A 15,240-nucleotide genomic window follows, 5' to 3' on the forward strand; every position below is an offset into this window, starting at 1 on the left:
TTCGCTATTCAAGCCTGACGGTTCCGGCGTAGACGGAGTGCGACGATGATGCCAAAGAACACGCCGCCAATGAGAAGGGCCGTGGTGCGGGGTTCGGGAATGGCGGTCGAAACGAGACTGATGCTGTTGGTTCCGATGACCAACTGGTAGTCGTTGGTGAAATCGTAGCCGGTGAAGACGATGCTGCCGGTATTTCCGATGAATCCGCCAGTGGCGCTGAGGAGCGTGTAGCCGGAGCCGCCGAGACCGGACAGCGCGGACAGGTCGAAGGTGACAGTCCCGCCGAAGGTGACGCCGCCTTCGACGATCAGCCGGTCGCTTGCGGTCCGGGTCGCGCCGAGGTCAAACTTGACGGTGGTCGTGTCGGCGAGATCGAGATTGCCGATGATGGTAAGCGAACCGGTGACGGGGGTCTCGGCGATGTGGTTGTCGCCGATTTCAAGGGAGGCACCGTCAAGGATTTTGACGTTGCGTCCGATGGTGCCGATGCCGCCGAGAGTGGTGCCGACGCTGGCGGTGACTGCGGCGGCATCTCCCGTAATGGTGGAAAGATTACCGTTCACGAGCAGGGTGCCCTCAGTGAGGGTGGTGGCACCCATATAGGTGTTGCCGTCGCCTTCAATGGCAACGATGCCAGCTCCGACTTTGGTGATGGCGTCGGCGTTGCTCGCGGCTCCGGTGGCGCGGAGGAGGTTGCCGGTGATGTTGACGCGTCCGTTGGCGGCGGCGGTGAGCCGGAGAGCGGCGGCGGCGGCGTTGTCAGAGCCGAGTGTGATGTTGCCGGAAAATGTGGAAACGTGGGCGCTTTCGCCGCCAATGGTCGAGGTGGTCGTCCCGGTGGTGTTGGTTACGACGCGGATGTCGCGGCCAACCGTCACCTGGGCGCCGGTCAGGAGCGAGGGGGTAAAAGTCGCGCCGGAGGAGGCGCCTAACGCCACTGCGGATGTGTTTGCACCGAACGCGCCGCCCGTATTCAGCGCATCGACTGCGAGGACGACCCCGCCTGTCCAGATCGCGGTGGAACCCGTGTAGGTGTTGTTCGTATTGAGGTAAATTCTTCCGGTACCATTGGTATGCCCGGTAAAGGCGAGAGTGCTGGTGGTGCCAGAGATCTCTCCGTTGATCGTGATGGTTTTTGAGGCGTTGGCGTTGAATTGTACCTGGCCGGTGGTGAGCGTGATGTCGCCGTCCAATATGAGATTCCGGGTGCTGGCCTGAATGGCCCCGGTGCCGAGGAGCTTGATGTTGTTTTTGATGGTCACATTGCCGCCCGCCGTGCCCGGACCGATAAAGATGAGAGGGGTGGTGCCGCCGGAACCGGCCTTGAAGGTGAGTTCCTCGCCTGTGAGCGTAGCGTTGCCGCCTGCAGGGTTGAAGTTGAGCCGGGTGAGCGTGACAGCTGCGTTGGCGTTGGAGGTGTAATTAGTCGTTCCGGTGAGCGTAAGCGTGGGATTGTCCGCAAAAACGGGGGCGCTGTCCCAGTTGGCTGCAGTTGACCAATTGTTATCAGCGCCTCCTCCGCCGATCCATGTCTGGGCTCGGACCGCAATGGGGAGAAGTGCACCGGCGAGGATGGCAAACACGCCAACAATATACGGATATATGTGCAGATTGTTTTTGGTTTTCATGGCAGGTTTCAGGTGATGGGTTTTTAAACTTGGTCAGGAGTGGGTCGTTTCAGGCAGCACGAGGAGACACGACTTCAACGCCGGTAAAGGGATCGGGTTGAGTTTCGCGGTGGCGGCACGGATTGAGAGAACCGGGCCGGATTCACTCATTCGGTGGCGCTGATGGAACGGGGACAGTGAAGAGCGGGGATTGGCGGTGTGATGTGGGCAGGGAGTGGAGTGAGAGTTTGGAGCGGGGGGGGGCGCGGGAGTTGTCACGCGCTCTCGCGCACCACGATCTCGCCGCGCAACTGTATCTCGGGGATGGGTCCGCGGGGATTCCGGACCCGTTCCTCGAGCACCTCGAAAGCCCGGCGCCCGATCAGTTCATCAGGCACGCGGTAGGTGGTCAGGCCGATGTCGCCTTGGCTCGCCAGCGCATAGTCATCGATGCCCGTCACTCGTAGATCATGCGGAACCCGGATGCCAATTTCGCGGGCGGCCCGGAGCAGGCCCAGGGCAAGAAAATCGGTGTTGCACACCACGCCCTCGACACCGCGTGCCTGAGCGAGATAGCCCCGCGCCAGTTCCGTGGGCTCGCGCAGCGGATCCGCATAGTCGGGATTCATCACGGGTTCCAGAAACACCCGCTCCGTCGGCATGGGCAGTCCCGCCTCCTCCATCGCCTGGCGGTATCCCATATAGCGATCGCGCATCGACACGCTGCCGGCGCGATTGGAGAAGAAACCGATCTCGCGCAGCCCCTGTTTCAGCAGATGGCGGGTCATGGTGTAGCCGGCGTGAAATGCATCCACCGTCACCGCCGGGCAGCCCATCCCCAACAGGTTCACCGAGGAGAGCACGATGGGAAACCTGGCCGACACGAGCAGATGCGACAACGCCGCCAGGTCACCCGGCACGCGCACGTTGGGATAGAGAACCGCTCCGCGCACATGAAACTCGGAAAGTCGGCTGACGTACTCCGCTTCCTTCCGGTAGTCGGAGCCGGTTGTCAGCATCACAGCCCGCCGCTCCCGTTCATGGGCGGCGGCCTGAAATCCCTGTACCGCCCGCCGGATGCCTTCGTGCTGCTCGCTCGGGTAGATGAACGCGAAAGCATCGAGCTCCACGCCTCCCTCGCCTGTATGAGAGGAAGCAGGTTCGGTGGCGGGTGTATTGCGCAGGATGCGGGTGCCGGCGCGCGCCCGGCGCTCGACGAGACCCTCGTGCGCGAGCAGCGCCATGGCCTTGGCAATGGTGTTGGGGCTGCATCCGAAACGCTCGGCGAGTTCGAGTTCGGTCGGAAGCGTTTCGCCCTGCTGCCATTCGCACGCCAGCACCCGCTCGCGGAGGTCGGCATGGATGTTACGGACTTTCTTCGAGGCCACAGGGGTCATGCCGACAGATAAAGTCGGCAAGAAATGAGGTTTTCAATATAAAAATGAGGTTATTTGTGTTTTTTTCTAAAAACTCATTTTTAAGAACGAAAATTAATCGGATACAGAGGCCAAAACGGCGATTCCCCATTCCCCGGCGTCCAGGCGTAACCGGCGAGGATGGCCAGGCTCGGATGTGCAGGGTACTCCGGTGATGAGTTCCGTGAGTTGCGCGGCGGGGTTCGTGGAAAAGTCCGGAGCGATTTCGAACCGGGCGGAGGCGATGCCGGGAGGGAAAAAAACGAAGGCGAGGCGGCTGGCTCCGGAGCCGGCGATCCGGATAAACCACTCGGCTTCCGGTTCGGTGAGCGGACGGACGGGAAGTGGCGCGGCGTCGGCGCAGCGGGCGACAAAGGCTTCGAAATCCGGATAGCGATGATCGGCATAGGCATCGCCGAGGTAGGTACCGATATGGAGGATACGCCCGCCCCGTTCTCCTGCGGGAGCAATGCCGACGAGAACGCCGTCCGCATGCGGAGCCAGAACCTTGCCGGGGAAATCCGCCCAGGGCGTCAACCACTGACGCGGCATCAACGAGAGCCCGTCGCAGGCGAGGTCGGCGTTGTCGGAAGGCAGGTCGCGACGGCCGATCTCGCCGCCGGGGAGGAGTCCCGGGCGGGCGAAGAACCGCTCTTCGGGTTCACGATAAATGCCTTCCGGCGTGAAGGCGGCGCATTCGGATTCGCAAACCAGGGTGCCGCCACGGAGGACGAAATCGGCAAGGGCGTCTTCGAGTTTCCGGTCGGCGACGATGACGCGGGGAAGAAAGAGAACGCGGAGATCACGGAGGAGATGGAGGTGTTCTTCCTCGACGACAACGTAAGGAATGGAGCGGCACGTGAGGGCAAGGCAGTAACCTTCGATGGCCTTGCGAGGCGTGCCGGCGGTGCCTTCGAGCGACCAGTGGAGGTAGTAACTGGAAGGGCTGAAAAGGACACCGACGTCAGCGGGCGCGGGCTGGCAGGCGGCGAGGAGATCGCGGTGTTTACGGAAGATTCCGGCTGTGCGGCGCATGGCGGCGATGCGGGCGTCGGCCTGACCATCGCGGCCGGCGAGGCCGAAACCGGAGGATTCGCGTCCGAAGACTTCGTCGCGCCAGCACCAGAAAAGGAGCGTGTCGGCGCCACCGGCGAGGCCGCGCCAGATCCACCGTTGTTGTTCGGGAGCGGTGACGGTTTTGAAGAGGGTAAAGCCGAAAGAGCCGCGACCGCCCTGGACTTCACTGAGCCAGAGTTTTTTGGGGCCGTTTTTGCCTCCGGTCGCAGCGGAGCGGGCGTAGGCGACACGCGCGCTGAAGGTGGCGTCGTCCATGTCGCTGCGCAGGCGCGGGAAACTGGAGCAGCCGACTCCGTCGAGGTCGTCGGCGTAGTGCCAGTCGTTGCCGCGGTCGATGGCATAGGAACCTTCGCTCCAGCCGGCAGTGAGGGGCGAAGGGGAGCCGGCGTGGACGGTGACGGGACGGGCGGGGTCGAGGCTTTTGATGAGGTCGTAACGCCGGCGTCCGTGGCGGTTGGCTTTCCAGGTGATGAAGCGCTGCCAGGCGATCATCTCGGTGAAGGTGCGGTCGGGGAGCTTGCCGGGCCGGACTTCATCCCAGGCGGAATAGCGGCGCTGCCAGGCGCGGTTGAGACCGTCGAGTCCGCCGTGGCGGGCGTCGAGCCAGGCATGGAATTCGCGAATACAGTGGGGACAAAAGCAGACGAGGCCGTCGGATTGTTCGTGCCAGCGGAGTTCGTTCCATGCATCCCAGCCGGCGAGGCGGGGCCGGGTGCGGTAGCGATTGACGGTGGTTTCGAGGAAGGCGGCCATACGCTCCCATACGGCGGGGTTTCCGGTGCAACCGCCGGGGGTGAGGCCGAAGTGGCATTCGTTGCGGAGAGAGGAAATGACGCGATGGCCGCGGTGGTCGATCATTTCGCTGCCGGGCACTTCGCGGTGTATCCAGTGCGGCTGGATTTCGGCGATGGTACTGAGGATGAGGTCGAGGTCGTTGCGGCCGGCGAGGTCGACGATGCGGTCGTAATCGTCGTAGTTGAAGGTGCCAGGGGTGCTTTCGACCCAGGCCCATGTGACCCAGAGCTGGAGGGTGTCGATCCCGGCGTCGCGGATGCGGCGGAGGTCGTCGGCCCAACGGGGAGCAGTCGGGAAAGGGGGGCGATAGTACTGGATGCCGAGGCGCACGGTTGGTCAGTTTTCCGGTGTTTGCGGGAATTCGATTTCGTAGAAGGGAGTCGGCCCGGCGGACGTGGGGTTGGCTGTGTCGATGGCGAGCGTGAGGCGGGCTCCGGCGGGGAAGGTTCCGATGTCGACGGGAATCTCCGCGGCGCGGGTGCCGTTGAGGTTGAGGGCCCAGGCCCGGGGCCTGACGGCAGTGGCGCGGTCGAGGGTGATCCCGAGTTGGCCGGTGCGCACGAGGACGGGGAGGGTGCCGAGGTCGACAAGGGTGTCTTCGGTGGCGTTGGCGAACTTCATGTCGGAGTTGCGGGCGTCGGTCGAGAAAACGAGAAGGAGGCGGCGGGCGGTGCGGAGGTTTCTTGTCGTGTCAGGGTCGATCGAGAGAAGGGTCACGGAAGCAGGCGTCGTGCAGCGGTCGATGGTGAGCGCGTCGAGCTTTTGCGGGTGACCGGTTTTGAGGACGGAGCCTTCGAGGCGGGGGGAGCGGACATGGAGCTCGCCGCGGGCGGAGGGGGAGGTGTCGAGCGTGACCTGGCGAGTATCGCTTTGCAGGATACCGCTGGCGGGATCGGTGACGTTGTCAGGCGTGAGGATTTTCCGGTTGCGGAGCTGTCGGGCGATGGCGGCGAGGCGGGCGGTGCTGGTGGAATCGGCGACGGTGGAAAACATCTGGCTGCCGCTGATGGAGGAGGTCTTGTCGGGGGATACGGAGAGGTCTTTGGGGTAGTCGTGGCGTTTTTGGCCGTAAGTGATGCCGACCCGGCAGAGAGCCCAGAGGCGGGAGAGTTCGTCATCGATCGCGCCGAGAGCGCGGCCTCCGTTGTAAATGAAATCGTCGGTGAGCGGGATTTCGATGGTGTGGGGAGAGGGGGCGATATCGCCGCGACGGAAGGCGTAGGCAGCGACGGTTTCGGAGGCGCGGATGACGGGATCGTCGCCGGCATGGAACCAAAGAAGGGGGGAGCCGGTTTGCACGACAGGCTCGGCGTGGCAGGTGAGCGCGCTCCAGCCCTGGAGGGCGGCGCCGGCACCGTAGAGGAGACCCTGCTCGTGTCGCCAGGGATTCCAGAAAACGAGCCCGTATTCGGTGTTGGCAAAAGGGCGGTCGAGGAGGCGGGCCAGGGCCTGGCCCTTGAAACTGTTGCCACCGGCGGCGAGGGCGCTGCGTTGATCCGCTTTGGTGCGCGTGCCGAATTGAGGATGCGCATGGTAGGCATTCATTGTGATGACCGGGAAAAGGGAGCGGGCGGGCACGGTGCCGATGCGGGTGCGCATGTTCCAGTTGGATACAAGGCCGGTGAAACCGAGTTCGCGAAGCGTGTTCAGGTAGAACAGGGAAACTTCGGATTCCATCTCGCCGCAGGCGCGGGCCATGTCGCGGCCGGCGGGGGTGTCGGTAAGGGCGATTTCGTTGATGGAGGGAACGAGTGTGAAGGCGTCCCGGGAAGCGGAATCGTCGGCGGGTGGGGGCGGGAGCGGGGTGTCGCCACATTGGCCGTCCCAGGCGGCGTGGAGGGCGGTATAGGTTGTGTATTTGTTTTTCAGGTACTTGTGCCAGGCCGGGTCGAGCTCACGGCCGTATTTGCGATGGGGGATGAGTATTTCCTGCTCGTTGAGGCAGGAGGCGAGGGCGAGCGCGGGATCGTCCTTGAGCGAGAGCCCGGTGTAAGGGTTGATATCGTTGAGGAGGCGGGTGACGGCGGCGCGCCAGTTGGCGCGGAAGTTGGCGTTTACGTAGAGCTGAACCTTGGTGTTGAAGGGATTCCGGGTGACGGCACCGGTTTGCTGGAGGACGGCCCCGTTGGTGTAGCCGACGAAGGATGTCATGAAGTCCAGATTCCAGTAGATGCCGCGCTTTTTGAGTTCGGCGAAAAAGCGGTGGGTCCGGTCGAGCGCTTTGGGATCCCAGCGGATTTCGTCGGGGTTTTCGGGGAGGACGTAGCGGGAGGGCGGTTTTTTGAGGGCGGCGGCCTTGTTGTTGGCGTTGATGAAATTGTCCAGGAAGTGAAAGCGAACCATGTTGTAGCCTTGGCGGGCGATGGCGTCGGCAAAAGCGGCGATCTGTTCATCGGTGAGGTTGGGGAACTCGTAGCGCGGGGGCATCCACTGGACGGAGAGGAAACGGACGGGGATGTCGGGTTGGCTGGCAAAGGCGAGTTCGCCGCGCCGGTTGACGATGACACGTCCGTAAGCGCCGGCGGGAGCGGTGCCGGCGAAGGGGGTGTAGTCGAGTGCGGTGCCGGCGCGCACGTAGAGGTCGGAAGTATCGAGCGGGAGCCAGGCAGCCGATCGGGAAGCGGCGACCGGGGCGGCAGGCGCGGCTGCCGGTGTGGAGAGTGGAGGCGAGGGAATGAAGGTGGCAGTGAGAGGGCCGACCAGGATGTGCTGGCCGGCATCGCATTTCTCGAGAATGAGGCGGGGAGCGGAGAGCCAGGAACCGGCGGTGGAGAGCGAGGAGGTGAGGGGTTCGTCGAAGGTGATTTGTTGCCAGTCGCCATCGAGAGTCCAGGAGCGGGTGGCGGAGAGGGGGCGGGCGCGGCTGTTGGTGATGCGAAGGGAAATTTTGATGCCGGATTCCCCTTTGATCCAGAAGCGGACCGTAACCTGGCGGGTGTCGGGAGAAAGACGACTGGCGTCGACGGGGTAAACGAGGTGCGAAGGCCACTGGAGTTCATCGATACCGTATCCGGTGACGACATGGAGCGAGGGAGAGCCGTCGGGCGTGTGGTCGGCGATGTTGGCGGGATCGGGTGACGTGACGATGAGTCCGTTCCAGGCTTCGGGGGTACGGGCAAGGGTCTGGTAATCCCAGTCCTGAACGACTGGCGAAGAGGCGGGGACGGCAGGTTGAGATCGACCGCGCACGGGCGGCTGAATGCAGGCGAGAAGCGTGAAAAACAGGATACACGAGCGCATGATGGTCGTCGGTAAGGGCAGGGCGAAGAGATGGCGAAGCAGGACGGTGTGTTAGCGGGTGACGGTGCCGTTGACGACGAGCTGGTCGAGGCGGAGGATCTGGGCTGCGGAGGAGCGGGCTCCGCCGGTCATGTTGGCGAGAAAATACACGCGAAGGGTGACGGGTTTGTCGATTGCCTGAAAGGCGGGGGCGGAGAGGTCGATGTCGAGTGTGCCGGTGAGCGAGTCGCCTTTGGGAATCTCGAGGCGCAGGGGTGTGCCGACGGTGGTCTGGTAGTTGTCGAGGCTGGTGCGCACCAGGAAAGTGGCTGCGAATGGGCCGATGCTCTTGTCCGCTCCGAGACCGGCGACAAACGCGGTGAGGTTGGCGAGATTGAGTTTGTTGCCTGCGTCGGGAGTGAGGGTAAGGGATGCGAAAGTGTTGTTTTTGACGGCGTCGTCCTCGGTGCCGTGGAGGATGCGGGTGACCGGTTTGGTCACCGTGGCGACACGGACGGCGAGGTTGCCGCTGCCCTTGCCTTTCGGAAACGGGTGCCCGCCTGCGGCGCTCCAGAAATAGCTGCCGTTGCCTTGCGGAGTTCCACCGAAGTCTCCCCACGTGACCGGACTGGCGGTGAGTCCTGCGCCCGTCCAGGTGGGAGCGAGAGTGTCCTTGTCGTTAAAATTGTAGCCGGCGAGAGGTGCGGCTGCATACGACAGGGAGGCGGCCAGGGGCAGCAGGATGCAGAGGGCGAGAGCAGCGAGCGGAGAACGGTGGAGACGGCGGATCATGGATGAAAAAAAGATCGGGTGGAGGGACGGGTGTGGCGTGGCACGATGGGTCTGGCGCGCAAACGGGGCGAGATGTCTTGCACCTCGCCCGGAATATCGCGGAGTACGGGAGACCGCGGTTTCGCGGCGGAGGTCAGTTGCGGCTCCGGTGCTGGTGGATACGGAGGGCAACGGTGCCGAGCAGAAGGAGGGAGGCGCCGAAAACCGCGGTGGTTGCGGGTTCGGGGATGGCGGAAACCGTGCCGGTGAGAACGATATCGTCGAGGCGAGCGTACTGGAATTTCGAGGCAGTCACACCTGCCGTGCTGGCGGCAAGGTAGATGCGAAAGGTAACGGAATTTTCGATACCGGTGAAGTTCCAGGCGGACAGCGACGCGTCGGAGAACGAGACGGAGAGTTGCCCGCTGTTGGTGGTGTTCTTGTCCACACTGATCCAGCCGGACTGGCCGATCACGGTGGCGTAATTGTCACCGGTGAGGCTGGTGGTGAGGAACGCATTGACGGAAAATCCGTCGACGGTGGAGCCGCCACTGGTACCGCCAACCCAGGCGGAGAAACTTTCGAGATTGATGCTTTGCGCGGCGTCGGGCGTGACGGTGAATTCCACATACGAACCGAAATTGAAAACATTGGCGGGGCTGCTGGTATCGGTCCAGAGCAGGCGTTTGGCCGCCGTATCATTGCTGAGGACGCGGACGGCGAGATTGGCGGAATTGCCGGCGCCCTGCCCCGTGCTGCGCCAGTAGGTGTTGTTGCTTTGGGCGACTCCGTCAAAAGGTCCCCAGGTGACATCGCCTGCGGTGAGGCCGGAGAGGATATTCGAGGGGGCCTGATCAGCGTTGAAATTGTAGTCGACAAGTGTGGCCGTCGTGGCGGGGGCGGCCGCGAGACTGGCCGAGGCGAGGAGCGTGGCGACAAGCGCCAGGGAGCGGGATGTGCAGGTGTTCATGATATGTGATGACGTGTTGTGGTGGTTGCGTCCCGATTCGGACATCGGGCGGCATGCAAAACAGGCAGGGCGGCTTGCGGCTTACTCGCCTTTGGGGCGAGGCCAGTAGAAGCCGCTGGCAAATTCGGTCATGTCCTCGAATTTTATCCATTTCACCGAGCCATCGGCCCATGCAGCGTTCATGCCCCGGAGATGATTGCTGTTGATACGGGGTTCGCTGTGACCGAGTGCTTCGCCATTGCGGACAAGCGAAAGGCAACCCCAGATGGCGTATTCGAGCGGCGGGTTGTTCAGGTCGTGAAACAGCGTGACGTGTTTCGCGTCGAGAACGTATTGGGCGCGATTGAAGTACTGATAACTGAAGTTGAACGTGGTCGGGACAGGCTGGGCGCGGCGCCTGACCGGGTCGTAAAGCCCGCCGGCATCCTGCGTGATCGCACCGGGGCAATACATGACGCCGTAAGGATCACCGAGCCAAGGTCGCAAGGTCTCGTCGAAACAGGCGGATTTGTACTGATGCGGATATTCCTGGAAAGAGGGCCGGTTGGCGGAATCCTTGTTGGGATAAGGAGGGCGGCCCCGGTTGTCGTTACCGTAGGCGAGGGTTGCGAGCGTGATCTGGCGGAGATTGGAAACGCATTGGGCCCGACGGGCCGTCTCGCGGACTTTTCCGACGGTGGGAATGATGATCGCGGCGAGAATGCCAATGATCGCGATGACAGTCAGCAGTTCGATCAGGGTAAACGCGGCCGGAGCGCGCCGGATGGTATCGGACCGGAGAGAAAGGCGTGGCGGGGAAATGAGTGTCTTCATGGCATGGGGAATGGCCGTTACTCAACTTCGGTCGTGACATCCGGGCAACGGGGGTGTTTCTGAATCGTTAAGAATCATCCGCCCGGAATGCCCGGATCGCCCGATTTCCGGCAACCCGTGCATTCCTCCGTTTCCTTTCAGCCCGAACCCGACCCGTGCCTGCCCTTCCTCATCGACGTATCACCCTCGGACACATCGCCCGTGAGGCCGGAGTTTCGCGCGCGGCGGTTTCCTACGCATTGCGGGGAGATCCGAATATCGCGGCGGAGACGCGCCGGCGTATCCAGGAAATTGCGACCCGGCTCGGTTATCGGCCCGATCCGATGTTGTCCAAACTGATGACCCATCTGCACGGGGGAAGCCAGCGCGGGGGAATGTCGGAGAGCGAGGCGCCGCGTTACGAGGGGAAGATCGCCTTCATCAATCCGAGGCCGGAGGAAAAGGCGTTTTCGCAGCGGGCGCACGGATTGAAGGATTTTTACAGGAACGCGAGCGAGCGGGCGCGGGCGCTGGGTTACGAGTTGGAGGAGTTCTGGTTGCACGAGCCGGGCATCACGCCCGCGCGCCTGGCGGGGATACTGATGGCGCGAGGCATTCGCGGGATTGTCCTGGGATCGAGCGGGCATCCGGATTCGGAGGTCGATTTTCCGTGGAAAAACTTTGCCGCGGTGACCGTAGGTTACTCCGTGACCAGGCCGGTATTGCACCGGGTGGCGACCCACCACTACCACAATACGCTGCTTGCCCTGCGCAAGGTGACGGAGGCCGGTTATCGTCGGGTAGGCCTCCTGCTGGACCGTCCGATGGAGCCGACGATGGAAAATCTGCATCTGGCGGCGTTTCTGGCGTGGCAGTACGGACAGCCGGAAGAGTCGCGGGTGCCTCCGGCATTCAGCGGAAGCGGAACGAAGCTGCAGGTGTGGTTTCGGGAACGCAGCCCGGAGGTGTTGCTGCACACCACCCCGGGGACCCGGGCGAGTCTGGCTTCGTGGGGTTTGCCACCGGATTTGCCTTTGGTGTCGCTGTTGCGCTGGGAGACCGGCGATCCCGACATGGCGGGAGTGCGTCCCGGTTACGAACGGTTGGGGGCGGTGGCGGTGAATTTGCTGGTGAGCCAGCTTCATCACGATGAATACGGCCTTCCCGAGGAGCCCCGGATCGTGCTCGTGGACGGGCAATGGGTAAACGGGGCTTCGCTGCCGCCAAAGCAGAAAAGGCAGCGACGGCAATAAACAGAGCGGGGAGACCATGATCGACATTTAGTCCGTGATAACCGGCGAAATCCGTGATCAGGATATTCGTTTCCCATGAAATCATCTCCCTCCGTTTCGTCTGCTTCCTCTCGTCCCCCGGCTCCGTCCGGTCTGCTGTGTGACTTGCTGGCCATGCCCGGAAAAACACGGATCGCCACGCTGCGGCCCACGTTTGGCTGGATTCCCGGCGGCGGCAAACCCGGACCGGCGCAACAGGCGTACCAGGTGCGCGTCGCGCTGGGCCCGGCCGGAAACGGGACCGCCTTGTGGGATACGGGGACGGTGGTGTCCTCCTCGTCGCTGAATATCGAATACGCCGGGGAGCCGCTGGCGTGGGGCGGCGCCTGGTGCTGGACCGTGCGCACATGGGCGACGGGCAGCGATCTTTCCGAGCAGGCCGCAAGCCCGTGGGCGGCTCCCCAATATTTCACGCTGGCCGACCGCGCGCCTTCCGGACCGGTGCCGAAGGGAGGGGGCGATAACGAGCCGGTGAGCGTCTATCAGCCGGAAGTTCACCCGGTGGCTTCGGTGCGTCTGGAACGCGATCTGGCCGGCGGGCGTGGCTGGACAATCGACTTCGGCAAGCAGGCCTTCGGGTGGCTGGAACTCGATCTGGAAGCTCCCTCGAATCTCGACGGCAGCCCTGTGACCGTGCGGCTGGGGGAAGCATGGCGCGACGGCGCGCTCGATCGCACACCGCCCGGATCGGTGCGTTATGCGGAGTCGGCCGTGACGCTGCGGGCGGGGCGGCATCGTTATCGCGTGGAAACGCCCGCCGATGAGCGCAACACCACCTGGCCCGCCGCGATCCGCCTGCCCGCCGCGCTGGGCGTGGTGCTGCCGTTCCGGTTTGCCGAGGTGGAGGCGGATTCGCTCGGCGTTGTCCTGCATGAGGCATTCCTGATGCGCGTGCAGTACCCGTTCGACGAACACGCGGCGGCGTTTCGTTCCTCTTCTCCGGAGCTGGACGCGGTGTGGGAGCTTTGCCGTTACAGCATGCTGGCGACGTCATTTGCCGGGTATTACGTGGATGGCGATCGCGAGCGTATCCCGTACGAGGCCGACGCTTTCATCAACCAGCTCAGCCACTATGCGGTGGATCGCGAGTTTTCGCTCGCCCGCCGCACCCATGAATACCTGCTTGCGCACCCGACCTGGCCGACGGAGTGGAAACAGCATTCGATCCTGATCGCGTGGGCCGATTATGAGGCGACCGGCGATGCGCGGTCGTTGCGGCGCCATTACGGTTGCCTGAAAAACGAAAAACTCCTTTCGCAATACGAGCGCGCCGACGGTCTGCTCGTGACGGGCAATTTGAGGGAATTGCAGGGCGGGCGCACGGATTGTGGCGACATCGTGGACTGGCCATTGTGCGAACGTGACGGATACGACTTCCGCCTGGTCAACACGGTGGTGAACGCCTTCCATTACCGCACCCTGGTGCTGATGGAAAAAATCGCCCGAGCCACGGGGAACGACCGCGATGCCGAGGCGTTTGCCTCCCGGGCGGCGGCATTTTGCGACCGGTTCAACGAGGTGCTTTTCGACGCCGGCCGCGACGGCGGCGTGTATATCGACGGCGAGGGCAGCGACCACGCCTCGTTGCACGCCAACCTGTTTCCGCTCGCGTTCGGGCTCGTGCCGGCGGAGCGGCGGGCGGGCGTCGTGGCGTTCATCCGGTCGCGCGGCATGGCGTGTTCGGTTTATCCCGCGCAGTTTTTGCTGGAGGGGCTGTTCGAGTCCGGAGTGCCCGGCGCGGCGGACTACGCGATCGGCCTGATGGCGGGCGGCGGGCTGCGAAGCTGGCGCAACATGCTCGATCACGACGCGACGATCACCTGGGAAGCCTGGGACCAGAGTTTCAAGCCCAACCAGGACTGGAACCACGCCTGGGGCGCGGCCCCGGCCAATATCATCACGCGTTATGTGCTCGGCGTGCGTCCGCTGGAGCCGGGTTACGGCCGCATCCTCGTCGCGCCGCAACTCGGCACCCTGACGAAAGCCGAAGGCACGGTGCCCACGATTCGCGGCCGCGTGCGGGTGCGCGCCTGGCGCGATGCGGGCGGGAGCACGCACTGCGAGGTCGAGGCGCCGGCCAACGTGACGGTGTCGGCCTTGGCGTAAAATCACCGCCAGGCGTGCAGCACCTGAAATTTTTGTCCCATGTTGCCGGGGTGCAGGAGCTGCATGAGCGCCTGCTTGCGCGGGCTGAAGCCGGCGGCTTCGGTCGCGACGGTTTTTTCCAGAAAGGCGGCGGCATGCCGCATGAAAAAGGCTTCCTGCGATTCGAGCGCCGGCTCGCGGAAGCGGTCGGCCGCATCCAGGAGAGCCGCCTCCAGCCAGTCCCAGCAGACGTGTGCGGTGAGATCCTGTTCGCCGGGGCAGGCCAGCAGGTCGTTGTGCTGACGGTGGGCGCGGTAGGCGCGGGCGGTGCCGGCGGGGCATTCGTGCGCGAGTTGTTCCCACCGCTTGCCGTAGTCGAAAGCGAGAAACAGCCCGCGCCACGGTTGCGCGGCGATTTCCGCCGCCAGCGCCGTCGCCGCGCGCGGGGCGTCGAAAAGGTAGCCGTCGGGGATTTCGGCGTCGCCGGGCAGCCACGGTTCGCGGACCGGGCCGAGCTCGATTTCGGAGAGCGCGGGGGGAGGGGGGGGGGAGAGGTACGGTGGCGCGGGCGGGACGCCTGCCGGCGTGGCACGGGCATCCTTGCCCGTGAGCGTTGCCTCTCCGCGTGGCGCGGGCTTTTTCCGCCAATCGCCCGCGTCACATGGGCTGGAAGCCCATGCCACTTCAAGCCGCACGCCGAGTTCCCGCCATTCGTCACCGCGGCGCACGAACCGCCGTATCGGCTGCGCATCGAAAAGTTCGTTGGAAAACACCACGCAGTGCCCCTCGATCCGCAGCGGCTCGCCCACGCGCAGCATTCGCTCGCCTGCGAACGGATGGGCCACGCCGCGCAGAACGCTACCGTCCGGCTCCGCGCCGATTTCGACGAACGTAAAATCGCTCGCCCGCAGGCCGTGCCGGCCGAGCAGCGATCCGGCCGCGGCGCAGACAAGTTCACCAAAAACCGGTCCGCTGCTCGTCGCCGTATAAAAATCGGTGCCGGCGCCGCGCCCCACCCGAGGCCGGGAAGCGCGGTAGTAGCCGCATTCACGGTCGTAGAGCGCCAGATCCATGAAATCGGCGAACGTCAGGGTGTCCCTTGTTCCCCGCAAGGCGGCCCGTCGCCGGAAGGCATCGAGGAAGGCGGGGGAGGGGGGAGGAAAAACGGATGAAGACGAACCCATTTACAAAACCATCTGGATGACCACAGTGCGCCT

The 15,240-nt window shown here is 63.9% G+C and carries 10 protein-coding genes; 2 read left to right on the forward strand and 8 right to left on the reverse strand.

The window, feature by feature from the left end:
- Positions 1-8: 8 nt before the first annotated feature.
- The 7 genes from OPIT5_24375 to OPIT5_24405 form a co-directional block, all read right to left on the reverse strand.
- The gene (locus OPIT5_24375) at positions 9-1,628 is read right to left on the reverse strand and encodes an autotransporter (GenBank protein AHF92858.1); all 1,620 of its coding nucleotides are present in this window, start codon (positions 1,626-1,628) and stop codon (positions 9-11) included.
- Between the two features lie 254 nt (positions 1,629-1,882).
- Entirely contained in the window at positions 1,883-3,004 is a 1,122-nt protein-coding gene (locus tag OPIT5_24380) for a transcriptional regulator (GenBank protein AHF92859.1), read from the reverse strand.
- 93 nt (positions 3,005-3,097) lie between these two features.
- Positions 3,098-5,224 carry a beta-galactosidase gene (locus OPIT5_24385; protein ID AHF92860.1) on the reverse strand — a complete coding sequence of 709 codons (2,127 nt, stop codon included), beginning with the start codon at positions 5,222-5,224 and terminating at the stop codon, positions 3,098-3,100.
- Between the two features lie 6 nt (positions 5,225-5,230).
- Positions 5,231-8,134, reverse strand: a complete 2,904-nt coding sequence (locus OPIT5_24390) for a hypothetical protein (GenBank protein ID AHF94736.1) — start codon at positions 8,132-8,134, stop codon at positions 5,231-5,233.
- Positions 8,135-8,185: 51 nt separating this feature from the next.
- Positions 8,186-8,905, reverse strand: a complete 720-nt coding sequence (locus OPIT5_24395) for a hypothetical protein (protein AHF94737.1) — start codon at positions 8,903-8,905, stop codon at positions 8,186-8,188.
- A gap of 133 nt (positions 8,906-9,038) precedes the next feature.
- Complete coding sequence (locus OPIT5_24400; protein AHF94738.1) at positions 9,039-9,899, reverse strand: hypothetical protein; 861 nt, start codon at positions 9,897-9,899, stop codon at positions 9,039-9,041.
- Positions 9,900-9,935: 36 nt separating this feature from the next.
- Complete coding sequence (locus OPIT5_24405; protein ID AHF92861.1) at positions 9,936-10,667, reverse strand: N-terminal cleavage protein; 732 nt, start codon at positions 10,665-10,667, stop codon at positions 9,936-9,938.
- Between the two features lie 155 nt (positions 10,668-10,822).
- Between OPIT5_24405 and OPIT5_24410 the strand changes: the two genes are divergently transcribed.
- Positions 10,823-11,899, forward strand: a complete 1,077-nt coding sequence (locus tag OPIT5_24410) for a LacI family transcriptional regulator (protein AHF92862.1) — start codon at positions 10,823-10,825, stop codon at positions 11,897-11,899.
- Positions 11,900-12,046: 147 nt separating this feature from the next.
- Positions 12,047-14,044 (forward strand): hypothetical protein, encoded by a 1,998-nt coding sequence (locus tag OPIT5_24415; protein AHF92863.1) that lies wholly within the window; start codon positions 12,047-12,049, stop codon positions 14,042-14,044.
- A gap of 2 nt (positions 14,045-14,046) precedes the next feature.
- Here the strand turns inward: OPIT5_24415 and OPIT5_24420 are convergent, their stop codons facing one another.
- On the reverse strand, positions 14,047-15,096 hold the full coding sequence (locus OPIT5_24420; GenBank protein AHF92864.1) for a hypothetical protein: 1,050 nt from the start codon (positions 15,094-15,096) through the stop codon (positions 14,047-14,049).
- Between the last annotated feature and the right edge of the window lie 144 nt (positions 15,097-15,240).

The sequence above is a fragment of the Opitutaceae bacterium TAV5 genome (assembly GCA_000242935.3).
In the GTDB taxonomy this organism is placed as follows: domain Bacteria; phylum Verrucomicrobiota; class Verrucomicrobiia; order Opitutales; family Opitutaceae; genus Geminisphaera.

Excerpts from the sequence above, each read along its gene's own strand:
- OPIT5_24420 (AHF92864.1), bottom strand. The coding sequence starts at position 15,096 with ATGGATCTGGCGCTCTACGACCGTGAATGCGGCTACTACCGCGCTTCC.
- OPIT5_24380 (AHF92859.1), bottom strand. The coding sequence starts at position 3,004 with ATGACCCCTGTGGCCTCGAAGAAAGTCCGTAACATCCATGCCGACCTC.
- OPIT5_24395 (AHF94737.1), bottom strand. The coding sequence starts at position 8,905 with ATGATCCGCCGTCTCCACCGTTCTCCGCTCGCTGCTCTCGCCCTCTGC.
- OPIT5_24390 (AHF94736.1), bottom strand. The coding sequence starts at position 8,134 with ATGCGCTCGTGTATCCTGTTTTTCACGCTTCTCGCCTGCATTCAGCCG.
- OPIT5_24375 (AHF92858.1), bottom strand. The coding sequence starts at position 1,628 with ATGAAAACCAAAAACAATCTGCACATATATCCGTATATTGTTGGCGTG.
- OPIT5_24405 (AHF92861.1), bottom strand. The coding sequence starts at position 10,667 with ATGAAGACACTCATTTCCCCGCCACGCCTTTCTCTCCGGTCCGATACC.
- OPIT5_24400 (AHF94738.1), bottom strand. The coding sequence starts at position 9,899 with ATGTCCGAATCGGGACGCAACCACCACAACACGTCATCACATATCATG.